General features: G+C 75.5%; 20 protein-coding genes, 2 pseudogenes and 1 riboswitch. Of the genes and pseudogenes, 11 read left to right on the forward strand and 11 right to left on the reverse strand.

Annotated features, from left to right (window positions below):
- The first annotated feature begins 53 nt into the window (after positions 1-53).
- The 3 genes from H1D33_RS26390 to groL all read left to right on the forward strand — a co-directional run bounded on the left by H1D33_RS26390 (position 54) and on the right by groL (position 3,758).
- A complete protein-coding gene (locus H1D33_RS26390; RefSeq protein ID WP_013288855.1) occupies positions 54-257 on the forward strand; it encodes a cold-shock protein in 204 nt (67 codons plus the stop codon).
- Between the two features lie 109 nt (positions 258-366).
- Complete coding sequence (locus H1D33_RS26395) at positions 367-1,860, forward strand: hypothetical protein (RefSeq protein WP_181570613.1); 1,494 nt, start codon at positions 367-369, stop codon at positions 1,858-1,860.
- Between the two features lie 275 nt (positions 1,861-2,135).
- Positions 2,136-3,758, forward strand: a complete 1,623-nt coding sequence (groL, locus tag H1D33_RS26400; protein ID WP_181570612.1) for a chaperonin GroEL — start codon at positions 2,136-2,138, stop codon at positions 3,756-3,758.
- A 71-nt stretch (positions 3,759-3,829) separates the two neighbouring features.
- Here the strand turns inward: groL and H1D33_RS26405 are convergent, their stop codons facing one another.
- The 3 genes from H1D33_RS26405 to H1D33_RS26415 all read right to left on the reverse strand — a co-directional run bounded on the left by H1D33_RS26405 (position 3,830) and on the right by H1D33_RS26415 (position 7,476).
- Positions 3,830-4,030 carry a hypothetical protein gene (locus H1D33_RS26405; RefSeq protein ID WP_181570611.1) on the reverse strand — a complete coding sequence of 67 codons (201 nt, stop codon included), beginning with the start codon at positions 4,028-4,030 and terminating at the stop codon, positions 3,830-3,832.
- Between the two features lie 62 nt (positions 4,031-4,092).
- Positions 4,093-5,013, reverse strand: a complete 921-nt coding sequence (locus H1D33_RS26410) for a GNAT family N-acetyltransferase (RefSeq protein ID WP_181570610.1) — start codon at positions 5,011-5,013, stop codon at positions 4,093-4,095.
- A gap of 33 nt (positions 5,014-5,046) precedes the next feature.
- Positions 5,047-7,476 carry a S8 family serine peptidase gene (locus H1D33_RS26415; RefSeq protein WP_181570609.1) on the reverse strand — a complete coding sequence of 810 codons (2,430 nt, stop codon included), beginning with the start codon at positions 7,474-7,476 and terminating at the stop codon, positions 5,047-5,049.
- Positions 7,477-7,544: 68 nt separating this feature from the next.
- Here H1D33_RS26415 and H1D33_RS26420 point away from each other — a divergent pair, with 68 nt between their 5' ends.
- Both H1D33_RS26420 and H1D33_RS26425 read left to right on the forward strand, forming a co-directional pair.
- Positions 7,545-9,347, forward strand: coding sequence for a glycerol-3-phosphate dehydrogenase/oxidase (locus tag H1D33_RS26420; protein ID WP_181572574.1), 1,803 nt, complete (start codon positions 7,545-7,547; stop codon positions 9,345-9,347).
- 69 nt (positions 9,348-9,416) lie between these two features.
- Entirely contained in the window at positions 9,417-9,926 is a 510-nt protein-coding gene (locus H1D33_RS26425) for a hypothetical protein (protein ID WP_181570608.1), read from the forward strand.
- A 1-nt stretch (position 9,927) separates the two neighbouring features.
- Here H1D33_RS26425 and H1D33_RS26430 read toward each other — a convergent pair whose 3' ends face one another.
- Positions 9,928-11,328 carry an FAD-binding oxidoreductase gene (locus tag H1D33_RS26430; protein ID WP_181570607.1) on the reverse strand — a complete coding sequence of 467 codons (1,401 nt, stop codon included), beginning with the start codon at positions 11,326-11,328 and terminating at the stop codon, positions 9,928-9,930.
- Between the two features lie 31 nt (positions 11,329-11,359).
- Here H1D33_RS26430 and H1D33_RS26435 point away from each other — a divergent pair, with 31 nt between their 5' ends.
- Positions 11,360-11,692 carry a DUF4031 domain-containing protein gene (locus H1D33_RS26435; protein ID WP_181570606.1) on the forward strand — a complete coding sequence of 111 codons (333 nt, stop codon included), beginning with the start codon at positions 11,360-11,362 and terminating at the stop codon, positions 11,690-11,692.
- Here the strand turns inward: H1D33_RS26435 and H1D33_RS26440 are convergent.
- Positions 11,618-12,253 (reverse strand): HD domain-containing protein, encoded by a 636-nt coding sequence (locus H1D33_RS26440; protein ID WP_181570605.1) that lies wholly within the window; start codon positions 12,251-12,253, stop codon positions 11,618-11,620. The two genes, H1D33_RS26435 and H1D33_RS26440, sit on opposite strands and share 75 nt — an antisense overlap.
- 69 nt (positions 12,254-12,322) lie before the next feature.
- On the opposite strand from H1D33_RS26440, the gene H1D33_RS26445 reads away from it, so the two are divergent.
- Positions 12,323-13,564 (forward strand): FUSC family protein, encoded by a 1,242-nt coding sequence (locus H1D33_RS26445; protein ID WP_414685446.1) that lies wholly within the window; start codon positions 12,323-12,325, stop codon positions 13,562-13,564.
- Positions 13,565-13,574: 10 nt separating this feature from the next.
- Here the strand turns inward: H1D33_RS26445 and H1D33_RS26450 are convergent, their stop codons facing one another.
- A complete protein-coding gene (locus H1D33_RS26450) occupies positions 13,575-14,837 on the reverse strand; it encodes an aminotransferase class V-fold PLP-dependent enzyme (protein WP_181570603.1) in 1,263 nt (420 codons plus the stop codon).
- 44 nt (positions 14,838-14,881) lie between these two features.
- A riboswitch (SAM riboswitch) is annotated at positions 14,882-15,002 on the reverse strand.
- Between the two features lie 22 nt (positions 15,003-15,024).
- Between H1D33_RS26450 and H1D33_RS26455 the strand changes: the two genes are divergently transcribed.
- Positions 15,025-16,476, forward strand: coding sequence for a PrsW family intramembrane metalloprotease (locus H1D33_RS26455; RefSeq protein ID WP_181572573.1), 1,452 nt, complete (start codon positions 15,025-15,027; stop codon positions 16,474-16,476).
- Between the two features lie 4 nt (positions 16,477-16,480).
- Here the strand turns inward: H1D33_RS26455 and H1D33_RS26460 are convergent, their stop codons facing one another.
- Positions 16,481-16,648 (reverse strand): hypothetical protein, encoded by a 168-nt coding sequence (locus H1D33_RS26460; protein ID WP_181570602.1) that lies wholly within the window; start codon positions 16,646-16,648, stop codon positions 16,481-16,483.
- A gap of 80 nt (positions 16,649-16,728) precedes the next feature.
- On the reverse strand, positions 16,729-17,076 hold the full coding sequence (locus H1D33_RS26465) for a GroES family chaperonin (protein ID WP_181570601.1): 348 nt from the start codon (positions 17,074-17,076) through the stop codon (positions 16,729-16,731).
- 154 nt (positions 17,077-17,230) lie between these two features.
- On the opposite strand from H1D33_RS26465, the gene H1D33_RS26470 reads away from it, so the two are divergent.
- Positions 17,231-18,529: an AI-2E family transporter gene (locus H1D33_RS26470; protein ID WP_246411846.1), complete on the forward strand. Its 1,299-nt coding sequence runs from the start codon at positions 17,231-17,233 to the stop codon at positions 18,527-18,529.
- Between the two features lie 53 nt (positions 18,530-18,582).
- Here the strand turns inward: H1D33_RS26470 and H1D33_RS30355 are convergent.
- A pseudogene (locus H1D33_RS30355) lies at positions 18,583-19,269 on the reverse strand (ATP-dependent DNA helicase); the annotation flags it as partial.
- Positions 19,270-19,380: 111 nt separating this feature from the next.
- Positions 19,381-20,724 (reverse strand): annotated as a pseudogene (locus H1D33_RS30360) (ATP-dependent DNA helicase); the annotation flags it as partial.
- Between the two features lie 123 nt (positions 20,725-20,847).
- On the opposite strand from H1D33_RS30360, the gene H1D33_RS26480 reads away from it, so the two are divergent.
- Entirely contained in the window at positions 20,848-21,354 is a 507-nt protein-coding gene (locus H1D33_RS26480; RefSeq protein ID WP_181570598.1) for a DUF402 domain-containing protein, read from the forward strand.
- 7 nt (positions 21,355-21,361) lie between these two features.
- Here H1D33_RS26480 and sigJ read toward each other — a convergent pair whose 3' ends face one another.
- Complete coding sequence (gene sigJ / locus H1D33_RS26485) at positions 21,362-22,315, reverse strand: RNA polymerase sigma factor SigJ (protein ID WP_307755261.1); 954 nt, start codon at positions 22,313-22,315, stop codon at positions 21,362-21,364.
- Between the two features lie 205 nt (positions 22,316-22,520).
- Here sigJ and H1D33_RS26490 point away from each other — a divergent pair, with 205 nt between their 5' ends.
- Positions 22,521-23,471, forward strand: coding sequence for a PPK2 family polyphosphate kinase (locus H1D33_RS26490; protein WP_181570597.1), 951 nt, complete (start codon positions 22,521-22,523; stop codon positions 23,469-23,471).
- The last annotated feature ends 149 nt before the right edge of the window (positions 23,472-23,620 follow it).

Raw genomic sequence — 23,620 nt, forward strand, 5'->3', positions numbered from 1 at the left:
GGTCCGCCGGTCCCCGGGTCTTGGAACGCCGCGCAGAGTGAGGGAAGTGCACCGTGGCACAGGGCACCGTGAAGTGGTTCAACGCCGAAAAGGGCTACGGCTTCATCGCCGTCGACGGCGGGCAGGACGTCTTCGTCCACTTCTCCGCGATCGAGATGGACGGCTACAAGGCGCTGGACGACGGCCAGCGGGTCGAGTTCGAGATCGCCCAGGGCCAGAAGGGTCCGCAGGCCGAGCGGGTCCGCGTCATCGCCTGATCCCTCGGCGGTCGCGACACGCGGCCGAGCCACCCGACCGGTGCTGCGCCCCGGTCCCGGACCGTGGAAGATCATGAGCCGTTCCAGCCGTCGTCGCTGAGGAGGGCCCATGTCCGAGCCGCCCCCGCCGGGTTCCGCCGAACCGGTGCCCCCGGTCGATCCGATCCGGCCCGCGTCGCCGGCCGCCGGGCCGCCGCCGCAGCGGTCGGGCCCGTCCGGACCGCCGACGTCCGCGGCCGGGCAGCCGGCCGTCGACCCGTGGGCCGCCGCCGGCCCGTCCGACTCCGAGCCGGACATTCCACCGCCGGGGTACGCGGCTCCGCCCGGCTCCCCCTGGGCCGGCTCCACCCCGGACGCCTCCCCGCAGCCCGGCTGGCCGGCACAGCCTGGTGGCCCGGACCAGTCGGCGGGCACCCCGCCTGGCTGGCCGGCGCAGCAGGGCACCCCGCCTGGGTGGTCCGCGCCGCAGGGCACCCCGCCTGGCGGGCTGGCGCCGCAGGGCACGCCGTCCGGCTGGGCCGCGCCGCAGGGCACCCCGCCTGGCGGGCCGGCGCAGCAGGGCATGCCGTCCGGCTGGCCCGCGCCGCAGGGCACCCCGCCTGGCTGGCCGGCACAGCCGGGTACCCCGTCCGGCTGGGCCGCGCCGGACGCCGGGGGGAACTGGGCCGCGGGCGGCCCCGCGTACCCCGGTCATCCGATGCCGGGCGCGACCTATCCCGCGCTGCCGGTGCCCGGCGGCCCGCCCGGCTGGTATCCGGGCCTCGTCCCGAACGATCCGCTGGTCACCCTGCCGCACGAGGGTGTCGGGGGCTGGTTCGCGCGGTGCGTGGGCGCGGTGCGACGGGGCTGGCGGCAGCTTCTGCCGATCATGCTGCTCACCCAGGTCGTCCCGGCGGCGGTGATCTCCGTCCTCTCGCTCTTCCTCGTCCCGTCCGAGCCGATGGGCACCGGCCCGGACGGCGCGCCGGTGCTGCCGGACGGCTATCTGGAGCAGATGCTGGCGTTCTACGGCGTGGTCCTGCTCGCCGCGCTGGTCTTCAGTCCGCTCCAGGCCCTCGGCTGGGGCGCGGGCACGTGGGTGGTGGCCCGCCAGGCGGCCGGGGAGCCGGCGGGGGTCGGCGGCGCGCTCCGGTACGGACTGCGTCGCGCGCTCGGTCTCTGGGGCTGGACGATCGTCGTCTCGCTGCTGATCACCGTCGGCGCCTGTCTCTGCCTGCTGCCCGGCATCTACGCCGGGTTCGCGGTCGCGCTGTTCGGGCCGGTCCACCTGTTCGAGCGGCAGGATCCTCTCGGGCGGGCCTGGCGGATGTTCCATCGGCGCTTCGGCATGGTGCTGGGCCGGGTGGCGCTGGTCGTGTGCGCGCTGCTCGCGGTGAGCGTGCTGGACTTCGTGGTGGGCCTGGTGAGCAGCGCCGTGTTCGGCACCGATCCGACGGCCGCGCCGGGCACCGCGGCCGGTGCGGTGACGCTGGCGCTGATCGGGACCGTGCTGGCCACGCCGGCCTACGTCGCGCAGCTCGTCGGGTTGGTCGTCGCGTACGCCGAACAGCGGGCCCAGGAAGGCCCGGTGAACGCGGCCCGGCTGGCCGCGGAACTCGGCTGAGCGGCGCTGTCGTGCTTGCACTCGGCTAGGGAGAGTGCTAAACAAGTCATTGGCACTCGCGTACGGTGAGTGCCAATGGTCGGGGCGGTAGGGCCACGGTCGCACCGGCGTCGCAAGAGGCGTCGGAGCGGAACGGGGCCGGTCGTCGCGGGCTGTCCGGCCCGACCGAGGAGGACGTCGTCGTCGCCAGGTGGCGACGTCCCCAAGGTGCGTACACCAGACGGCCCATCCGGGCATCCCGGATGGCCCGTGAGTGTCCAGGAGGACAACGCCGTATGGCCAAGATGATCGCGTTCGACGAAGAGGCGCGCCGCGGCCTCGAGCGGGGCATGAACCAGCTCGCCGACGCCGTGAAGGTGACGCTCGGCCCGAGGGGCCGCAACGTCGTGCTCGAGAAGAAGTGGGGTGCCCCCACCATCACCAACGATGGTGTGAGCATCGCCAAGGAGATCGAGCTCGAGGACCCGTACGAGAAGATCGGCGCCGAGCTGGTCAAGGAGGTCGCGAAGAAGACCGACGACGTCGCCGGTGACGGCACGACGACGGCGACCGTCCTGGCCCAGGCCCTGGTTCGCGAGGGTCTGCGCAACGTGGCCGCCGGCGCCAACCCGATGGCCCTGAAGCGGGGCATCGAGGCCGCCGTCGCCAACGTCTCGGAGGAGCTGCTCAAGCTCGCCAAGGACGTGGAGACCAAGGAGCAGATCGCCTCCACCGCCTCCATCTCCGCCGGTGACACCACCGTCGGTGAGATCATCGCCGAGGCGATGGACAAGGTGGGCAAGGAAGGCGTCATCACCGTCGAGGAGAGCAACACCTTCGGCCTCGAGCTCGAGCTCACCGAGGGCATGCGCTTCGACAAGGGCTACATCTCCGCCTACTTCATGACCGACCCGGAGCGTATGGAGGCCGTCTTCGACGACCCCTACATCCTGATCGTCAACAGCAAGATCTCGTCGGTGAAGGACCTGCTCCCGATCCTGGAGAAGGTCATGCAGTCGGGCAAGCCGCTGCTGATCATCGCCGAGGACCTGGAGGGCGAGGCCCTGGCCACCCTGGTGGTCAACAAGGTCCGGGGCACCTTCAAGTCGGTCGCCGTCAAGGCGCCGGGCTTCGGTGACCGCCGCAAGGCCATGCTGACCGACATCGCGATCCTCGCCGGTGGCCAGGTCATCAGCGAGGAGGTCGGCCTCAAGCTGGACGCCGTCAACCTCGACATGCTGGGCCGCGCCCGCAAGGTCGTGGTGACCAAGGACGAGACCACCATCGTCGACGGCGCCGGTGACGCCGAGCAGATCCAGGGCCGGGTCAACCAGATCCGGGCCGAGATCGACAAGAGCGACTCCGACTACGACCGGGAGAAGCTGCAGGAGCGTCTGGCCAAGCTGGCCGGCGGTGTTGCGGTGATCAAGGTCGGCGCGGCCACCGAGGTCGAGCTGAAGGAGCGCAAGCACCGCATCGAGGACGCCGTCCGCAACGCGAAGGCCGCCGTCGAGGAGGGCATCGTCCCGGGTGGTGGCGTCGCGCTGGTGCAGGCCGGCAAGACCGCCTTCGACAAGCTGGACCTGTCCGGCGACGAGGCGACCGGCGCGCAGATCGTCAAGATCGCGCTGGACGCCCCGCTGCGGCAGATCGCCGTCAACGCCGGCCTCGAGGGTGGCGTCGTCGTCGAGCGGGTTCGCAACCTCGACCCGGGTCACGGCCTCAACGCCGCGTCCGGCGAGTACGTGGACCTGCTGGCCGCCGGCATCATCGACCCGGCCAAGGTGACGCGTTCCGCGCTGCAGAACGCCGCCTCGATCGCCGCGCTGTTCCTCACCACCGAGGCCGTCGTGGCGGACAAGCCGGAGAAGACCCCGGCCGCCCCGGCCGGCCCGGGTGGCGGGGACATGGACTTCTGAGTCCAGCCCCATCCAGCACGCCGAGAAGGGGGCGGGCCGCGTCTGCGGTCCGCCCCCTTCCGTGTGTCGTCTCAGGTGGGCAGCGGGCGTTGGTTGCGCCGCTTGTGCGCCCGGTCGTACGGCGGCACCAGCCGTCTCGGCTCGTCCACCGGTTGCCGGGGCTCCTCCTCGGGTGGCTGGTCGGCGGCGGCCTGCTCGGCGTCGCCGAGGTCGAGCCGGTCGGCGGGCAGTTCCCGGGCCGGTTCGTGGGTCCGTTCGTCTTCCGTGGGCATGCGCCGCCTCCTCTGTGCCTCGACGGTAGGTGCCGGTCGATCACCGTGGAGGGGGAATGGCGTTATGCCCGTTTGATGCCCTTCCGGTAGAGGAAGAAGACGCGCTCGATCCGGGCGCCGGCCGCGCCGGAGTAGAACGGCACCGGCCCCACCCAGCCGATCTGCGCCGCGGTGATCCCGGCCGCCGCCTGGTCCCGCAGGCAGCGCCGCAGCAGCACCCCGCCGATCCCGGAGCCCTCGGCCGCCGGGGCGGTGCCCATCGGCCCGAACCAGCTCGGCCGCGCCGACCCGTACGCGGCGAAGCCGAGGATCTCACCGTCCCGCTCGGCCAGGTGGGTGCCCGCGTCCGGGCGGCCCACCGAGCCGGCCAGCTCACCGTCCCAGGTGCCGCCGAACACCGAGCGGGCGAACGCGCTCAGCGCCGGCAGGTCCGCCGGCTCGGCCCGGCGTACCGTCACGCCCCCGGCGGCCAGCCGCCGCTCGGCCGCCTCGGTCGGGCGCAGCGCCGGCGACCCCTCGGTCAGCGCGGCGGTCATGTTCCAGGCCGTCCGGTCCTGCCGGAAGCCGAGCCGCAGCGCGGCGCACACCGCCGGGGTGTAGCGGACGTCGATGCCCGGCCACGCGTAGTGCGGCGGGTTCCCGGCCAGCAGCAGCTCGGACGCGCCGAGCGCGGCCAGCCGCGCCTCCGCCCCGGCCAGCAGCGCCGTGCCGACGCCCCGGCGGCGCTCCGCCGGCGCCACCGCGATCAGGTCGACGTGGCCGCGCTCCGGATCGGTCGCCGACAGCGACCCGAGCAGGACCCCGAGCAGCGTGCCGTCGCGGACCGCGCCGAGCCGCAGCACCGGGCGGTCGGCCGCCGCCCGGTCGGCCAGCGTGGCCACCACGGCCGGCGCCTCGGCCGCGTCCTCCGGCAGGTCCAGCGCCCGCCGGCACAGGTCGACGACCTCGGGCAGCCGGTCCGGACCCAGCTCGATGATCTCCATGAGCGCCGACGCTAGGCCATCCGGGCAGGTTTGTTAACCGGCGCGGGCCGCCCGCACCGCCGCGTACGCGTCGACCAGGCCGGCGCCGACCAGGTCCCGGGTGGCGCCGCAGGTCGCGCCGGCCGGGACGGTGGCCGGGGTGGCGGTCTCGGTGAGGATCCGCCGGGTCCGGTCCAGGTCGCCGACCAGCGCCGGGTTCGCCGACCACATCAGCGCCACCACGCCCGCCACCTGCGGGGTGGCCATCGAGGTGCCGTCCAGGGTGGCGTACCCGCCGCCGGGGAACGCGGACGGCACCGCCGCGCCCGGGGCCACCAGGTCGGGCTTCGCGGCCGTCCCGGCCGGACCCCGGCTGGAGAACTCGGTGAGCTGGCGGGACCGGTCCACCGCGCCGACCGTGAGCACGTCCGGGTACGGCGCCGGCGGGTCGGCGATCGAGCCGCACGACGGGCCGGTGTTGCCGGCGGCGGCCACCACCAGGATGCCGGCGGCGGCCAGCGCGGCGGTCGCCGGGCGCAGCGCCCCCGGGTCGCAGCCCTCAAGCGGCGGGCAGCCCCACGAGTTGGTCAGCACGTCCGGCGCGCGTTGCGGCCGGCCGTCGGTCAGCGGGTTCCCGCCCGGCGGGAACGGGGCCAGCATGAACTGGAGACAGTCCAGGTAGCGGGCCGGGCTGCCGAGGTTGCGGTCCAGGTTGACGCAGCCGACCCAGCTCGCGCCGGGGGCCACCCCGATCCCGTCCCGCCCCACCGCGCTACCCAGCGTGTGGGTGCCGTGGCCGCCCCGGTCGGCCGGCGCGCGGCGGTGCTCCCACGGGTCGTACCAGGAGTCGTCGCCGCCCCGGAAGCCGCCGGCCAGCGCCGGGTGCCGCCCGTCCACGCCCGAGTCCGAGCTGCCCACCACCACGCCGGCTCCGGTCACGCCCAGCTCCGACCAGACCCGGTCCGCGCCGATCAGCGACACGTTCCAGGTCGGCCCGGTCGGCGTCGGGGTGTCGCCGCGGGCCGGCGGCGCCGCCGCGGGCAGCGGACGCGGCCGCTGGTCGACGAGCACCCGGGCCACCTCGGGGCGGCCGGACAGCCACGCCCGCACCGCCGGGCCGCCGTCCGTTTCGATCGCGTTGACCAGGTAGTAGGGCGTCGGGTGCAGGCGCAGCCGGGTCAGCGTGCGGCGCAGCTCGCCCTGCGTCCGGTCGGCGGTGGCGACCAACCGCCGGTAGACCTCGGCGGCCCGTGCGTCCCGTCCCGCCCGGCCCGGTGCGCCGGCCGGCAGGCCGCCCAGGTCGGCCTGCTCGCGCAGCACCACCAGCAGCCGCTCGCCGTACAGGCCCGGCTGGCCGGGGACCAGGTAGACCACCGCCACGGCGGCGAGCAGCGCCCCGGCGGTCAGCCCGGCGACGCCCCGGCGGGGCGCGCGGGCGCGGGGGCGGGCGAGCAGCACGCCGTACCCGACGGCCAGCAGGACCGCGACGGCGAACGCGACGCCGGTGCCGACCGCGACCCAGAACGGCACGTCGCGGCTGGTGGCCAGCAGCAGCGTGATCTCCTCCGGGTCGGTCAGCGCCAGCGGTCCGGCCAGCGCCAGGGCGACCAGCCAGCGCACCGGCGCCGGCCCGGCCGGACGGCCGGCGTGCCGCGCCGCCACCTCCAGCGCGCCCAGCACGAAACCGAGCGGCGGCAGCAGGACCAGGCCCGGCAACTGCGCACCCGACTGCCCGGCGCCGGCCGCCAGCAGCGCCAGCGTGACGCCCGCGACCAGGCCGCCGACCAGCACCAGCCGGGCCGGCCGGACCGCCGTGCCGGGCACGAGGCCGGCCCAGAACGCGGGTCCGAGCAGCACCCCGGCCAGCACCCCGAACGCGGCGGCGGCCAGCCCGGCGAGCACCGTCTCCAGCAGCCCGCCCAGCGCGCCCACCCAGAGCCAGGGCAGCAGGACCGCCAGCCCGGCGGCAGCCGCCAGCAGCGTCACCGCGCCGGGCCGCCGCCGGCCGCCGGCCGTCCCCGGCGTCGCGGCCGGCGCGACCACCGGGCCGGCCGCACGGCGGGTCGAGCGGGCCACGACGAGCGCGAGCAGCGCGGCGGTCGACGCCAGCGCGGCCAGATAGGCCTCGTGGTGCACCGGCGGCAGCGCCCGCAGCAGCGTCGCCGCGCCGAGCGCCACCGCGCCGCCGGTCCACGCCCGCCCGGCCGCCCGCACCGCCGGGGACCGCGGCAGCAGCGCCAACGCCAGCGCCGGCCCGCCCACCAGCAGCGCCGTGACCACGGCGACGAGCGGCCAGCCCGCCACCACCCGGTCCACCCCGGTCACCAGCACCACCTGGTCGACCAGCCAGCCGGTGACCTGGCCGGGCACGGTGACCAGCACCGCCCAGACGCCGGTCGCCACCGCCGCGACGACCGGCCACGGCCCGGTCTCGCGCGGCGGCTGGGGTACGGGAGCAGCGGGCGGGCCGGTCAGCATGGTCATCACGGTACGGCCGGGGCGTGTCGCCGTGGCGCGGGGACGGCTACCGTGGACCCGTGCGCGACCCCAACATGTCCCGATCCGCGGCCGGCCAGCTCTCCGCCGAGCGTCGCGCCGACGACCTGCGCCGGCTGCGCGCCGAACGGTTCGACGTGCTGATCATCGGGGGTGGGGTGACCGGCGCGGGCGCCGCGCTCGACGCCGCCTCCCGAGGGCTGAAGGTCGCCCTGGTCGAGGCGCGCGACTACGCCGCCGGCACGTCGAGCCGGTCCAGCAAGCTGATCCACGGCGGCCTGCGCTACCTGGAACAGTTGGAGTTCCACCTGGTCCACGAGGCGTTGACCGAACGCGGGCTGCTCGCCACCCGGCTCGCCCCGCACCTGGTCCGCCCGGTGCCGATCCTGGTGCCGCTGCCGGCCGAGGGCGGCGTACGCGACCTGCCCCGGCGGTTCCTCCGCCGCTCCTACTACGGCCTCGGCGTGGCCGCGTACGACGTGTTCGCCGGGGTGTTCGGCGGCGGGCGCGGCATGCCGCTGCACCGGCACCTGACCCGCGAGGGCGCGCGCCGGATCTTCCCGAGCCTCCGGCCGGACACGCTGGCCGGCGCGATCCGCTACTACGACGGCCAGGTCGACGACGCGCGCCTGGTGGTGACGCTGGCCCGCACCGCGGCCAGCCTCGGCGCGACCGTGGTCAACAGCGCCCGGGCGGTCGGCCTGATCCGCCAGGCCCGCGAGGTGACCGGCGTCCGGGTGCGTGACCTGGAGGCGCCGGCCGGCTCGCCGGACGCCGAGTTCGAGGTCCGCGCCCGCACCGTGATCGCCGCGACCGGCGTGTGGAGCGACGACATGTCGCGCATGCTCAACGACGTCGGGCTGCGCCCCGGCCTGCGCGTGCGGGCCTCGAAGGGCGTGCACCTCGTGGTGCCCCGGTCGGCGATCGTCGGCGAGACCGGCCTGATCCTGCGCACCGCGACGAGCGTCCTCTTCGTCATCCCGTGGGGCGGGCACTGGATCATCGGGACCACCGACACCGACTGGCAGCTCGACCGGTCCCACCCGGCCGCCACCGCGCGCGACATCGACTACCTGCTGGAGCAGGTCAACACCGTGCTGGACCGGCCGTTGACCACCGCCGACATCGAGGGCGTCTACGCCGGGCTGCGCCCGCTGCTGTCCGGCGAGGCGGACTCCACCTCCAAGCTGTCCCGCGAGCACGCCGTGGTCGAGCCGATGCTCGGCCTGCTGCTGGTGGCCGGCGGGAAATACACCACCTACCGGGTGATGGCCGCCGACGTGGTCGACCACGCGGCGCACCGGCTCGGCCGGGCCCGCCCGTCGCGCACCGCCGACCTGCCGCTGCTCGGCGCCGACGGGTACGCCGCGATGTGGCGGGACCGGGCCGACCTGGCCCGCCGGCACGGGGTGCCGGTCGGGGTGGTCGAGCACCTGCTGGAGCGCTACGGCAACCTCACCCTCGACCTGCTCGCCCTGATCGAGGCCGACCCGCTGCTCGGCTCGCCGCTGGCCGGCGCGCCGGAATACCTCGCCGCCGAGGTGACGTACGCGGCCCGGGCCGAGGGCGCGTTGCACGTGGAGGACGTGCTCACCCGGCGTACCCGGATCTCCATCGAGACCAGCCACCGCGGCCTGGAGTCGGCGGAGCACGCCGCGGAGCTGATGGGCGCGGTGCTCGGCTGGGACGCGGCGACCCGGGCCCGGGAGGTGGCCCACTACCGGGCGCGGGTCGAGGCCGAGCGGGAGTCGCAGCTCATGCCGGACGACATCGCCGCCGACGCGGCGCGGCTCGGCGCGCCCGACGTGCGCGGCTTCGCGGCCGACCGGAACACCGGACTGCCCACCTCGCCGCGCTGAGGAAATAGCAGCCCCTACCGTCCGCTCGGTGGGTAGTGCGCGCAACCTACGGAAGTGTAGGTTTCCCGCGTGGTTCGTCCATCCTCGACGCGCGTCCCCGCACTGTCCGCCGCCGTCCTGCTGGCGACCGCCCTGACCGGCTGCTCGGTCCTCGGCCGGGCCGAGAGCGCCACGACACCCGGTCAGCCGGGCTCGGCCACCCCGACACCGGCCGGGAAACCGGTCACCCTGCTGCAACGACTCGGCGCGGACGGCAAGGTCCGCACGCTGGAGGTCGACCCGGCCGGGCGGTGGCAGTGCCGCGACTGCGCCGGTGACGGCGTCGACGCGACCGGCGCGCTCAACCCGGAGCAGACCCAGCGGTTGCAGCGGATGCTCGCCGACCCGGCGCTGGTGCGGGAGACCGACGAGGCCCGGCGCTACCGGCAGCTCTGCATCGGCGCGCTGACCTCGTCGCTGCTCATCCCGCCGGAGCTGACCATCACCATCCAGGACTGCCCGGGTGAGCCGGCGCCCCCGGTGGCGTACGACGTGCTGCTGCTGCTCACCCAGGCCACCCCGGCCGAGGACAAGGGCTGAGTCAGATCACCTTGCCGGGGTTGAGCAACCCCGCCGGGTCCAGCGCGGCCTTGATCGCCTGGTGCACCCGGACGCCCACCGGGCCGATCTCCCGGGCCAGCCAGTCCCGCTTGAGCAGCCCGACGCCGTGCTCCCCGGTGCAGGTGCCGCCCAACTCCAGACCGAGCCGCATGATCTCGTCGAAGGCGCGCCGGCCCCGGTCCAGGCTCGCCGGGTCGGCCCGGTCGACGACGATGTTGGGGTGCATGTTGCCGTCGCCGGCGTGCCCGACCACGCCGATCGGCACGTCGCACGCCTCGGCGATCCGGGCCACCCCGTCGAGCAGTTCGGCGAGCCGGCCGCGCGGCACCGCCACGTCGTCGATGACCAGGCCGCCGTTGCCGCCGGGGAAGGTCTCGGCGGCGAACCGCTCCATCGCCGGGTGGGCCAGCCGCCGGGCCTGGAGCAGCGCTGCCGCCTCGGTGACGTCGGTGGCGGTCCAGACCTCGTCGGCCCCGGCCGCGCCGCACACCTCGGCGATGCGGGCCAGGTCGTCGGCGGCCCGGTCGCCGGTGTCCACGGCGGCCAGCAGCAGCGCCTGCGCGTCGGTGCGCAACCCCATCGGCCGGTACGCCTCGATCGCCCGCAGGTGCGTGCGGTCCAGCAGCTCCAGCAGGCTCGGGGTGAGGCCCCGCTCGGCGATCCCGGCCACCGCGCCGCCGGCCGCCGCCGTGGTGGGGAAGACCGCGACCAGGGTCAGCGACGCCTCGGGCGCGGGACGCAGCGCCACGGTCACCTCGGTGATCACGCCGAGCGTGCCCTCGGAGCCGACGAAGAGCCGGGTCAGGTCGTACCCGGCGACGCCCTTGGCGGTGCGCCGGCCGGTGCGCAGCACCTCGCCGGAGGCGAGCACCACCTCCAGGCCGAGCACGTACTCGCTCGTCACGCCGTACTTGACGCAGCACATGCCGCCGGCGTTGGTGGCCACGTTGCCGCCGATCGTGGACGACTCCCAGGAGCCGGGGTCCGGCGGATACCAGAGCCCGCGCGCCCGCACCGCCTGCGCCAGCGCCGCATTGACCACGCCGGGCTGCACCACGGCGATCCGGCCGACCGGGTCGACCTCCACGATCCGGTCCATCGCCACCGTGCTCAGCACCATCGCGCCGGCCACCGCGTTCGCCGCGCCGGCCAGCCCGGTCCGCGCCCCCTGCGGCACCACCGGCACCCCGTGCCGCCCGGCCGCGCGCACGGCGGCCACCACCTGGGCGGTGTCGCGGGGACGGACCACCACCAGCGGGGTGCCCGAGGCGCACAGGTCCGCCTCGTCGCGCTCGTGACCGGCCAGCAGGTCCGGGTCGGTCAGCACGGCGGACTCGCCGAGCGTGGACCGCAGGTCGTCGAGGAGGGGATGGGCGGCCATGCCGGGAAGGCTACGCGTACCGTCGGTCGTCATGCTCTACCTGGACCCGCCCGCGGTGCCCTGGCGCGGCCGGCTCTGGTCGCACCTGATCAGCGACGTCTCGTACGCGGAGCTGCACGTCTTCGCCGAGATGCTCGGCGTGCCCCGGCGCGGCTTCGACCGGGACCACTACGACCTGCCCGCCGAGCGGTTCCCGGTGGCGGTCTGGCTGGGCGCCACGGTGGTCCCGCCCCGGGAGATCGTCCGCCGGCTGCACACCGCCGGCATGCGCCGCCCGAAGCGCCGAGGTTCAGGTGAGGCCGTCCAGCTCCCGGGTCAGGTTGGCGCGGGCGCGGTCCTCCCAGCGGGCGTGCGGCTCGGCTAGCCGGTAGAGCGCCGGCAGGTCGAGCAGGTGCCGCAGCACGGCGGCCCGTCCGGCGCGGAAGTCCGGCTCGGGAACGTGGGCGTACTCCCGGCGGATCGCGACGGCGTAGCGGTCGTAGTCGGCCGGCTCGGCCGCCAGCACGGCCAGGTCGGCGTCGCAGAGCAGCGCGCCGTCCGGGTCGTCCGGCCCGATGGCGTGGCCGGCGGTGAGCAGCACCAGCCGGCGTACCTCGTCGACCGGCGCGGCCGGCAGCCCGGCGGCGGTGAGCAGCGCCCCGGTCAGGTCGGCGCTGGCCCGCTCGTTGGCGTCGCCGCCGGCGCGCGGGTCGTAGACCGCGTCGTGGCCCCACGCCGCGAGCCGGACCAGGTCGGGGCGGCGGGCCCAACCGACGTACGCGTCGACCACGTCGAGCACCGCCCGCAGGTGGTCCACGGTGTGGTGGCGCCGGTGCGGCTCCCGCCACCCGGCCAGCAGCCGGTCCCCGGCCCGCCGTACGCCGTCCGGGTCGGTCGCGCCGGCCGCCCGCGCCGCCCGCTCCCACCGCGCCGTCAGCTCGTCCATCCGGTGCAGTCTGCCCGATCCGGGCGCCGGGGCGAGGATTCACCCGGGGCGGGACGGGTAGTACCCGCCATGGCCCGGGACCGACGACCGCCGCTCCTGCGGCGGATGACCTCGCGCGAGGGGCTGGCCGACCTGGACGGGCCGCGGATCGCCGCCGCCGTGGACGAGCTGCGCGACAAGGGCAAGGCCACCCTGCACGACCGGCTGCACCGGGTCCGCACCGCGTTCGGGCTGGCGTTGCAGGCCGGGCTCGCGGCCGGCCTGGCCTACCTGGTCTCGCACCGGCTGCTGCACAACCCGCAGCCGGTCTTCGCGCCGATCTCCGCGGTGGGCACGCTGGCCGCGTCGGTCGGGCAACGATTCCGGCGCACCGTCGAGCTGATCATCGGGGTGGCGGTCGGCGTCCTGGTCGGCGACGTGCTGATCTACTTCCTCGGCACCGGCGCCTGGCAGCTCGCGCTGGTGGTGACCTCGGCGATCCTGCTGACCATCTTCGCCGGGGCGAGCGTCGCCATCGTGATCCAGGCGGCGGCCACCGCGGTGCTGATCGTGACGCTCAGCCCGTCCACCCAGAACCTGGAGTTCCCGCGCTTCGTCGACGCGTTCCTCGGCGGCAGCATCGCGTTGATCGTCACCGCCCTGTTGCTGCCGCTCAACCCGCTACGGGTGATCAACCGGGCCGCCCGGCCGGCGCTGGACCTGCTCGCCGAACAGCTCGACGCCTGCGCCGAGGCGCTGCGCAACCGGGACCGGGGCGCGGCCCAGCGGGCGCTGTTCCGGCTCCGGGAGAACAAGGAGGAGCTGGCCGCGCTCAGCGAGGCGATCGAGGGCGCCAAGGAGACCATCACCATCTCGCCGGCCCGCTGGCACCGGCGCAGCGAGCTGACCCACTACGCGGAGGCGGCCGAGCCGATCGACCGGGCGATGCGCAACAGCGGCACGCTGATCCGCCGCTCGGTCACCATGATCGAGGACGAGGAGGAGATCCCCGAGCCGATGCCGGACGCGATCGCCCACCTCGCCGAGTCGGTACGCCTGCTCCGGCACGAGTTCGCCGCCGGGGAGGAGCCGCAGCAGGCCCGCGAACGGACGTTGCGCGCGGTCAGCGAGGCCAGCCGGGCGTACGCCGAGGGGGTGGGCTTCTCCGGCAGCGTGGTGATCGCGCAGGTGCGGACCGCCGCCAGCGACCTGATGGTGGCCTCCGGCATCGAGCAGGAGGAGGCGAACCGCCTGGTCCGCCAGGCGTTCCACGGCAACGACCAGCAGACCGACGAGGCGCCCCAAGCGCCCACCGCCCCGCCGGTCGGCTGACCGTCGGCGGTCAACCGGGGAGGGTGGCCAGGGCGGTCAGGAGGGCGTCGACCTCACCGGCGGTGGTGCCCAGGCCGATGCTGGCGCGCAGCGCGGTCGGGGGCAGGTCGGTGCGGCCGGACCGGGCGGCGGCCTCGGTGAGCAGGCGGCGGGTCAGCGGGTGGGCGCAGAACAGGCCGTCCCGGACGCCGATCCGACGCCGGGCCAGGTGCGCGGCCACCTCGGCGGAGTCCCGCCCGGCCACCACGAAGCTGACGATGCCCACCCGGGGCGCGTCCGGGCCGAACGCGCGCAGCTCCACCACGTCCGGCAGCGCGGCCAGGCCGGTGCGCAGCCGGGCCAGCAACGCCTGCTCCTCGGCGTGCAGCGCGGCCCGGTCCGCCGCGTCGAGCGCCGCGCCGACCGCCGCGAGCGCCACCGCGCCGAGCAGGTTCGGGGTGCCGCCCTCGTGCCGGGCCGGTCCGGTCGTCCACCGGACGTCGTGGGTGGCCGCGCCGACGTGCGCGGTGGCGCCGCCGCCGGGCAGGTACGGCGGGGCCGCGTCCAGCCAGTCGGCGCGCCCGACCAGTACGCCCGCGCCGAACGGCGCGTACAGCTTGTGGCCGGAGAGCGCCACGTAGTCCAGGTCCGACGCGGTCACGTCGACCGGGGCGTGCGGGGCGAGCTGGGCGGCGTCCACCAGGATCCGCGCGCCGTACCGGTGGGCCACCCGGGCCAGCTCGGCCGCCGGCCAGCACTCGCCGGTCACATTGCTCGCCCCGGTGACGGCGACCAGCACCGGCAGGCCGGGCCGGGCGTCGCGGGCCAGCTCGCCCAGCGCCGCGTCGAGGGACCGGACCGCCCCGGCCGGGCTGTCCGGCACCGGCAGCCGCACCGAGCCGCGCGGCCAGGGCAGCAGGTTGGCGTGGTGCTCCCCGCCGAACGTGACCACCGTGGTGCCGGCCGGCAACGCCCGGGCCAGCAGGTTCACCGCGTCGGTGGTGTTCCGGGTGAAGATCACGTGGTCGGTGGGACGGGCGCCGAGGAAGTCCCCGACCGCCTGCCGGGCCCGCTCGTAGGCGAGCGTGCAGCGCCGCGACAGCGCGCCCGCGCCGCGGTGCACGCTCGCGTACCAGGGCAGCAGTTCGGCCACCGCGTCCGCCGCGGCCCGCGCGCACGGCGCGCTGGCGGCGTGGTCCAGGTTGATCTCACCCGGTACGCCGAGCACGCCGAGCGGGTCCGGCCGGGCCGGCACGGGCAGCGTGGGCAGGGCGGGTACGAGGGTGACGGTCATGGCGAAGCCTCCCGGGGCACCGGGACCCCGGGTGTGGGTGACGGGGTCCGCGCTTGCCCAGCACGCGTGGCGGCGCTGGGCCCGGTCATCACCCGGGGCACCCCACCGCGAACTGACGAGGGTTGCCGGCCAGCAAGCCGGGGCTTGACGCTGGCGCTCGTGACCTGTCCGGAGCATAGCCGTCGTGATGCGGCCGGAACAGTGGGGCGCGGGTGACTACGCTGACCGCATGGCCGTCACCCCGCCCGGCGGAGCACTGCCGCCGCCGTCCGCGCCCGCCGTCCCGCCGCCCGGGGCGCCGTCGCCGCGGATGCCGCTGCGCCGGCTCGGCTGGCGGCGCTTCCTGGCGCTGGCCGGGGTGGTGCTGCTGATCGCGGCCGGCGCCCTGTTCATGGTGTTCACGCTGGGCGAGAGCCTGGGCGCCGAGGCGCTGCTGGTCGGCGTGATCGCGGCGATCCTGCCGGTGCCGGTGCTGGTGTCCTGCTTCCTCTGGCTCGACCGCTACGAGCCCGAGCCGCTGAAATACCTGATCTTCTGCTTCGCCTGGGGCGCCTTCGTCTCCACGGCCATCTCGCTGCTGGTCAACGAGACGGGCGCGCGGCTTTTCAAGGACTGGGGGCTGCCCGCCGCGCTGACCGCGGTGCTGGTCGCGCCGTTCATCGAGGAACTGACCAAGGCGGCCGGCCCGATCCTGCTGCTGATCTTCCGGCGCCGGGAGTTCTCCGGGGTCACCGACGGCCTGGTCTACTGCGGGCTCTCCGCGGTCGGCTTCGCCATGGTGGAGAACATCCTCTACCTGGGCGGCTACGGCTACCGCACCGGCGTCGAGGAGTACGGCCCGGCGACCGGCGCGCAGCAGGTGATCGCGATCTTCATCGTGCGGATCCTGCTGTTCGGCTTCGCCCACCCGCTGTTCACCTCGATGACCGGCGTCGGGCTGGGCGTCGCCGCGCGTACCGCCGACCGGCGGGTGCGGATCCTCGCCCCGCTCGCCGGCCTGCTGCTGGCCATGATGCTGCACGGCACCTGGAACCTGATCCCGTCGCTGGCGCAGATCACCGGGCAGCCGGTGATCGCGCTCTACGGCTACATCGGCGTGATGGTGCCGATCTTCTTCGGCATGGTGGGGCTGGCCGTCGGCCTGCGCGCCTGGGAGGGCCGGCTCACCGAGCGCACGCTGCCCGACTACGTCCGGGCGGGCTGGCTCACCCCACCCGAGGTGGCGGCGCTGGGCAGCCTGGGCCGGCGGCACGCGGCCCGCGCCTGGGCCCGCCGGGTGGCCGGCGACGGCGGGGTGAAGGCGATGCGCGGCTACCAGTTCGCCGCCACCCGGCTGGCGCTGCTGCGCGACGGCATGCGCCGGGGGCTGGACCGCAAGCCCGCCGAGCGGGACCGGACGGCACGGGAGGAACGGGAGCTGCTGGACTCGATCGCCGCGTACCGGTCGTTCTTCGTCGGTCGGGACCCGCAGGCGCCGGTCGGGGTCTGGGACGGTCAGCGCTACCACCTGCGGTTCCCGGACGGGTCCCGGCGCACGGTCGAGGCGCCGGACGAGCCGGTGGTGCCGATCCCGGTGGTGCTGGCCCCGCCGCCCCCGCCGGTCGGTCACGCCCCGCACCCGTGGCACCCGCACGGCTGAGCGGTCAGGACATCAGGCCGGTGAGGAAGTCGCCGAGCCCCTGGGCGATGGCCATCAGCGCTGCGCCGATGCCCCGGAAAAGCTGCGCCGCGCCGTCCGGCCGGAACGCCATGAAGTAGATCAGGAACGCGAGGAACCCCCAGGCGAGAATCCTCTTGATCACGATCGGCATGGTCCCTCCCCAGGGCGCGCTGAGGTGCCTGGGCTTCCCGCCCGGCAGCGCCGCAAACGGCGCCGGCGCGGGGGCGGCCGTCAGAGGTAGAGCCCGGTCGAGCCGGTCTCGCTGCTCTCCACCCGCTCCGCCGCCACCGCGTGCACGTCGCGCTCGCGCAGCAGCACGTACGCCCGGCCGTGCAGCTCGACCTCGGAGCGGTCGTCCGGGTCGAAGAGCACCCGGTCCCCGGCGACGATCGAGCGGACGTGCGGCCCGACGCCCACCGCGGTGGCCCAGGCCAGGCGCTTGCCGACCGCCGCGGTCGCCGGGATCACGATGCCGGCGGTGGAGCGGCGTTCCCCCTCGGCGCCCTCGGTACGCACCAGCACGCGGTCGTGCAGCAGGCGGATGGGCAGCCCGGTGTCGAGACTCTGGTCGGCGGTCACGCGAAGACGCTACCGCGTGCCGCACGCCCGGTTCCGTCGTGGTTGCCGGGTGCGGCGACGGGGCAATGTGTGGCGGGACCGCCCTACGGTGGGGCGGTCGGACGTATTCTGTCCCCCCTGTGACGTGGGTGGACCAGCTTTGCGGGAGGTGCGCTTGAGCCGCTTCGAGCGGATGCGCGGACGGCTCCGCCGCGCGTACGAGTCGGGCCGTGAGTCGGCCCGCTCCGGCCGGGCCGACGCGGACGCGACGCCGGGGGAGACGGGGGTGGCCTCGCCCGCCGCGCCGGGCCCGGCGGCGTCGCCGGCGGCGACCGTGGTCGGCGCCCAGCCGCCGGCCGCGATGCACTCCTCGACGGTGAGCCGGGACGACACCGAGGTGCCGCACGCGCTGCGCATCGCCGCCGCGTGGTGCTGGCGGCTGATCGTGATCGGGATCGTCACCTGGGCCCTGCTCAAGATCGTCGGCACGATCAGCATCGTGATCATCCCGCTGACCGTCGCGATGCTGCTCTCGGCGCTGCTCGCCCCGGCGGTGGGCTGGCTGCTCAAGGCGCACTTCCCCCGTTCACTGGCGACCGGCGTGGTGCTGGTCGGCGGCCTCGCCGCGGTGATCGGCACGCTCACCCTCGTGGTCAACGAGTTCATCCAGGGCGTGCCGGAGCTGAGCGAGAAGTCCTCCCAGGGCGTGCGGCAGATCCAGGACTGGCTCAAGACCGGCCCGCTGCACCTGTCCGACAGTCAGCTCAACCGCTACATCGACGAGGCGCAGAACTGGATCAACGGCAACACCGAGCGGTTCACCAGCGGCGCGCTCAGCACCGCCGCCACGCTGGCCGAGGTGCTCACCGGCACCGTCCTGGTGCTCTTCGCGACGTTCTTCTTCCTCCGCGACGGCAACAACATCTGGCGGTTCCTGGTCCGGCTGCTGCCGGTCGCCGCACGCTGGAAGGTCGACGACGCCGGCCGCGCCTCCTGGGCGACGCTCGGCGCCTACGTCCGGGCCACCGTGCTGGTCGCCTTCATCGACGCGGTGGGCATCGGCATCTTCCTGGTCATCTTCGACATCCCGTTCGCGTTCCCGCTGGCCGCGCTGGTCTTCCTGGGCGCGTTCATCCCGATCGTCGGCGCCACGCTCTCCGGCGTGGTGGCGGTGCTGGTGGCGCTGGTCGACAGCGGCCCGGTGACCGCCCTGATCATCCTCGGCGCGGTGATCGGCGTGCAGCAGGTCGAGGGGCACGTGCTCCAGCCGCTGATCATGGGCCGGGCGGTGGCCATCCACCCGCTCGCCGTGATCATCGGCATCGCCGCCGGCGTGGTGCTCGCCGGCATCGCCGGTGCGCTGGTCGCGGTGCCGCTGATCGCCGTGCTCAACACCGCGGTCCGGCGGCTCGCCGCGCGTACCGTGCCGGACACCCCGCCGGACGCGGTGGTGGTCGCCTCCCAGGCGCCCTGACCCGCATCCGCTCCACCGACGCCCGCGTCACCCCGCCCGGGGAGGCGCGGGCGTCAGCTCTTGGCCAGCCGCTCCAGCGCGCCCCGGGCCACCTCGGGCCGGGTGGTGTACCAGAACGGGGGCAGCGAGCGCCGCAGGAACGGGCCGTAGCCGCGGGCCGTCTCCAGCCGCGAGTCGAGCACCGCCACCACCCCACGGTCACCGGTGGCCCGGATCAGCCGGCCGACGCCCTGAGCCAGCCGGACCGCCGCGATCGGCACGCTCACCGCCGCGAAACCGGACCCGCCGCCGGCGTCGACCGCGGCGGCCCGGGCCGCGGCCAGCGGCTCGTCGGGCCGGGGGAACGGCAGCCGGTCGATCACCACGAGCTGGCAGGCGTCGCCCGGCACGTCGACGCCCTGCCAGAGCGACATCACCCCGAACAGGCAGCTCTCCCGCTCCTGCCGGAAGCGGCGGACCAGCAGCGGCAACGCCTCCTCGCCCTGGAGCAGCACCGGCAGGTCGGTGCGCGCGCGGAGCAGCTCCGCCGCCTGCTGCGCGGCCCGCCGCGACGAGAAGAGCCCGAGGGTACGCCCACCGAGCGCGCCGACCAGCGCCAGCAGCTCCTCGCCGGCCGCCGTGGGCAGCCCGGAGACGCTGGGGCGGGGCAGGTGCGCGGCGACGTAGAGGATGCCCTGCCGGGCGTAGTCGAACGGGGAGCCGACGTCGAGCGACCGCCAGCCCGGCCCCTCGGTGGCCGGCACCGTGCCGACCGCCGCCCGGCTGCCCTCGGTGCTCGCCACCGGCGCCGGGCCGGTGCCCCGGCCGGCGGCGGCAGCGGTGGCCGCCGCGGCGGCGGCCGGCGACGGCGGGGCGGGCGGCGGCGCGTCCAGCCCGAGCGCCCGGGCCACCGTGTCGAAGCGCCCGCCCAGCGCCAGCGTGGCCGAGGTGGCGACCACGGTGCGCTCGTCGTAGAGGTGGGTGGCGAGCGTGCCGGCCACCGACAGCGGCGCCACCACCAGCGCCCGGCGGCTGCCGTTCTCCGGCTTCTCCACCCAGGCGACGTCGTGGTCGCCCTCCTCCAGCAGCCGCTGGGCGGTGGTGGACAGCTCGTCCAGCACGGCCTTGGCCTGCTGCTTGCGGACCGGATCGGGGTCGTCCGCCTTCACGTCGCCGATCGTCTCCAGCGCGGCCCGGGTCGCCGAGTCGAGCAGCGTGCACGCCTCGCGCAGCGCGGGCGGCAGCCCGGCGGTGAGCCGGCCGGCCGGCGCCTCGGCCAACCCCACGGCCAGCGCGTCGCCGGCCTCGGTGAGCCGGTCGGCCAGGTCGGGGCGGAGCAGCGGCCGGGCCCGCCGGGTGGACCTGTCGATCAGCTCCGGCACCAGCTCGGCCTGGGCCGCCGAGGAGACCCGGTCGGCCAGCTCGTGCGCCTCGTCCACGACCAGCAGCCGGTGCGGCGGCACGATGTGCCGGCCGGCGAGCATGTCCACGGCGAGCAGGCTGTGGTTGGTGACCACCAGGTCGGCCTCGCGGGCGCGGGCGCGGGACGCCTCCGCGAAGCACTCCTGCCCGAACGGGCAGCGGGACGCGCCGACGCACTCCCGGGCCGGCATGGAGACGGTCCGCCAGACCTGGTCGTCGACGCCCGGGTCCAGCTCGTCGCGGTCACCGGTGGCGGTCTCCTCCGCCCAGTCGCGCAGCCGCTGCACCTGCTTGCCCAGCCGGCCCGCCTCGCCGAGCCACTTCGTGCCCCCGCCGGAGGAGGGCGCGTCGAAGAGGGCGTCGTCCGGCTCGTCCTCGACGGAGTTGTCCAGCCGGGCCAGGCACAGGTAGTGGTGGCGGCCCTTCAGCACGGCGAACGTGGGGCGGCGGCCGAGCACCGGCTCGACCGCGTCGGCCAGCCGGGGCAGGTCGTGGTCGACGAGCTGGGACTGCAACGCCAGGGTGGCGGTGGAGATCACCACCGGGCCGTCCACGGTCAACGCCGGAGCCAGGTAGGCCAGCGACTTGCCGGTGCCGGTGCCGGCCTGCACCAGCAGGTGCTCGCCGGAGCCGATGCTTCGCTCGATCGCCTCGGCCATCTGCTGCTGGCCGGGCCGGGTCGCGCCGCCGGGGACGGCGCCCACCGCGGCCGCCAGCAGCTCCCCGCCGCTCGGGCGGCCGCTCCGGCGCTTCTTCGGGACGGCGGTGCCGGTGGCGGTGCGGGACGGGCTCACCGTGCGACCGTACCCGCCGGCACCGACGCCGGTCCGGCCGCTCCGGCGGCGTGGCGGCCGGCGGGTCGCGTCCGGTTACCTGCCGATCGCGTGGCGTGGCCGGAATCGGTTAGGGTGCCAGGCATGCCGAGCGACGTGGTCCGCGTGATCTACCGCAAGTACGACGGCAGCGCCCACCGCGACTACCCGGCCCGCCGGCTCGCCGAGGACGACCTCGGCGTCTGGCTCGGCGTGCCGGCCGGCACCGAGTCGGTCTACCACGGCCGGCCCTCGGTCGAGCAGATCCCGTTCGTCCTGCTGGTGCCCCGGCACGGCTGGTGGACCGGCATGTTCAACCCGCCGCCGCGCACCAGCGAGGTCTACTGCGACATCGCCACCCCGGCCCGCTGGGAGGACGGCGAGACGGTGCACCTGGTCGACCTCGACCTGGACGTGGTCCGCCGGCGCGAGACCGGCCTCGTCGAGCTGCGCGACGAGGACGAGTTCGCCGACCACCGGGCCCGGTGGAACTACCCGGACGACCTCGTCGCCGAGGCCGAGGCGGCGGCCCGCTGGCTGCTCGGCGCGCTCGGCGACGGCAGCGAGCCGTTCGCCACCTCGTACCGGAAGTGGTTGGCCCTGGTGGTCTGAGCCGCGCTCACCAGCGCGGCGGCCAGGCGGCGTCCGGGCCCAGCGGCGGCAGCTCGCCCACCTTCTCCGGGTTGAGCTGGTTGAACACGCCGGTGACCCGCCCCTCGTGCACGGCGAACGAGGTGACCATCCGCATCGTCCGCCCGTCCGGCCAGGCCAGCTCCGCGTGCCAGCCCAGCGTCCCGTCCACCAGCACCGGCCGCACCCGCAGGCCGCCCCGCCGCCGGGCCTGGTCGAACAGGCCGAGGAGCAGGCGGGCGGCCGACTCGGCGCCGACCACCGGCCGGCGGGCCGCCGGGAAGTGACCGCCGGCGTCGCCGATCGACACCGCGTCCGGCGCGAGCACCCGGACGAGCTGCTCCAGCTCGCCGGACTCCACCGCAGCCACGAACGCGGTGAGCACCCGCCGTTGCTCGGCGAGGTCGGCGCTGTGCCGGGGCGTGTCCGGCCCGTGCGCCGCCCGGCGGGCCCGGGACGCGAGCTGCCGGGCCGCCTCCGGCGTCGTGCCGAGCACCTCGGCGACGTCGCCGAACGGCACCGCGAACACGTCGTGCAGCACGAACGCCACCCGCTGCTCCGGCGTCAGCCGCTCCAGCACCACCAGCAGTGCGGTGCCGAGCTGGTCGGCCCGCACCGCCCGCTCGGCCGGGTCGGGGGCGAACCCGTCCGCCGCCGGCAGGCCGGTCACCACCGGCTCCGGCAACCACTGACCGGGGTACGCCTCGCGGCGCACCCGCGCCGAGCGGAGCACGTCCAGGCAGAGCCGCGAACAGGTGGTGGTCAACCAGCCGCGCAGGTCCCGGATGCGGGCGCGGTCGGCCGGGTCGGCCAGCGCGCCCGAGTAACGCAGCCAGGTCTCCTGCACGGCGTCCTCGGCCTCGCTCCGGCTGCCCAGCATCCGCTGCGCCACCGCCAGGAGGTGCCCGCGCTCCGCCTCGAACTCCCCCGCCAGCTCGTCCACCCGTTCATTCTCCCGCCCCCGCCCGAGCCCTCGCCCCCGCCGCCCCCGCCCTCCTCGCCGATCTTGGAGTTGTGGCGCCCATGATGTGGCTTGCGAGGCTTTTGCGAGGTGCCACAACTCCAAGATCGACGGGGCGTGGGGGTGGGAAGCGGGCGTAACGGACGCGCGGTACCCATGATCGGGGCTGCGGGGTGAGGATCGGGGGATGAGCGGCGTGGTGAGGCCCGAGGACGGGTCGATGCGGGAGTTGTTGCGGGTGGGACCGGGGCCGGTGGACCTGGCGGCGATCGACCCGCGCTCGACGCCGGGGCTGCCGAGGGCGGCCGGGCGCGGGTCGGCGCGCAAGGAGTGGGCCCGGAGCCAGGTCGAGCTGATCGGGGCCGAGCTGGGCCGGCAGCAGGAGATGCTGTACGCCGCCGCGCAGGTCGCCGCCGGCCCGGGCGGCGCCACCAGCGCGCCCACCCAGGCCGGCGCGGCCCTGGCCGGAAACCGGCCGCGCCGGGTGCTGCTGGTGCTCCAGGCCATGGACTGTGGTGGGAAGGACGGCACGGTCAAGCGGGTGGCCGGCGCGATGAACCCGCTCGGGCTGCACATCCGCTCGTTCGGCCCGCCGACGAAGCAGGAGTTGCGGCACGACTTCCTGTGGCGGGTACGGCGGGCGCTGCCGCCCCCCGGCTACGTGGGCGTGTTCAACCGCTCGCACTACGAGGACGTGCTCATCGCCCGGGTGGAGGAGTTGGTGGACGAGGCCACCTGGCGGGCCCGCTACGAGATCATCAACGATTTCGAGCGGGAGCTGGCCGAGCAGGCGGTCACCGTGGTGAAGGTCATGCTGCACATCTCCCACGCCGAGCAGGGCGAGCGGCTGATGGAACGGCTCACCGACCCGACGAAGCACTGGAAGTACAACCCGAGCGATCTGGACACCCGGGCCCGATGGGACGAATACCAGGACGCGTACGCCGAGGCACTTCGGCGGTGCGGCACGGACGCCGCGCCCTGGTTCGTGGTGCCGGCGGACCGCAAGTGGTTCCGCGACTGGGCGGTGGCCCACCTGCTGCGGGAGACGTTCGACAGTTTGGATCTGGGGTATCCGGCTGCCGATTTCGACGTAGAACGGGAGCGTGCCCGGTTACGTGACCAGGGCTCAGAGTAGTCAGGTGAACGGAAGGTGAACGAGCGGTGAATCGGCTCTGACCAGGGGTGGGCCGGTCGATGCCCGGTTCGGCCGGGTCCCTAGCATGCCCAGAGCAGGTGCCCTCCGGGGCGACGGCCACCCTTCCACCGACACGACGAGGTCCGTGC

It is taken from the genome of Micromonospora ferruginea (genome assembly GCF_013694245.2).
Lineage (GTDB): Bacteria > Actinomycetota > Actinomycetes > Mycobacteriales > Micromonosporaceae > Micromonospora > Micromonospora robiginosa.

Excerpts from the sequence above, each read along its gene's own strand:
- H1D33_RS26415 (WP_181570609.1), bottom strand. The coding sequence starts at position 7,476 with ATGACCATGCTGACCGGCCCGCCCGCTGCTCCCGTACCCCAGCCGCCG.
- H1D33_RS26455 (WP_181572573.1), top strand. The coding sequence starts at position 15,025 with ATGCGGCCGGAACAGTGGGGCGCGGGTGACTACGCTGACCGCATGGCC.
- H1D33_RS26460 (WP_181570602.1), bottom strand. The coding sequence starts at position 16,648 with ATGCCGATCGTGATCAAGAGGATTCTCGCCTGGGGGTTCCTCGCGTTC.
- H1D33_RS26490 (WP_181570597.1), top strand. The coding sequence starts at position 22,521 with ATGAGCGGCGTGGTGAGGCCCGAGGACGGGTCGATGCGGGAGTTGTTG.
- H1D33_RS26445 (WP_414685446.1), top strand. The coding sequence starts at position 12,323 with ATGGCCCGGGACCGACGACCGCCGCTCCTGCGGCGGATGACCTCGCGC.
- H1D33_RS26410 (WP_181570610.1), bottom strand. The coding sequence starts at position 5,013 with ATGGAGATCATCGAGCTGGGTCCGGACCGGCTGCCCGAGGTCGTCGAC.
- H1D33_RS26395 (WP_181570613.1), top strand. The coding sequence starts at position 367 with ATGTCCGAGCCGCCCCCGCCGGGTTCCGCCGAACCGGTGCCCCCGGTC.
- H1D33_RS26480 (WP_181570598.1), top strand. The coding sequence starts at position 20,848 with ATGCCGAGCGACGTGGTCCGCGTGATCTACCGCAAGTACGACGGCAGC.
- H1D33_RS26420 (WP_181572574.1), top strand. The coding sequence starts at position 7,545 with ATGTCCCGATCCGCGGCCGGCCAGCTCTCCGCCGAGCGTCGCGCCGAC.
- H1D33_RS26435 (WP_181570606.1), top strand. The coding sequence starts at position 11,360 with ATGCTCTACCTGGACCCGCCCGCGGTGCCCTGGCGCGGCCGGCTCTGG.
- H1D33_RS26430 (WP_181570607.1), bottom strand. The coding sequence starts at position 11,328 with ATGGCCGCCCATCCCCTCCTCGACGACCTGCGGTCCACGCTCGGCGAG.
- H1D33_RS26440 (WP_181570605.1), bottom strand. The coding sequence starts at position 12,253 with ATGGACGAGCTGACGGCGCGGTGGGAGCGGGCGGCGCGGGCGGCCGGC.
- groL (WP_181570612.1), top strand. The coding sequence starts at position 2,136 with ATGGCCAAGATGATCGCGTTCGACGAAGAGGCGCGCCGCGGCCTCGAG.
- H1D33_RS26405 (WP_181570611.1), bottom strand. The coding sequence starts at position 4,030 with ATGCCCACGGAAGACGAACGGACCCACGAACCGGCCCGGGAACTGCCC.
- H1D33_RS26450 (WP_181570603.1), bottom strand. The coding sequence starts at position 14,837 with ATGACCGTCACCCTCGTACCCGCCCTGCCCACGCTGCCCGTGCCGGCC.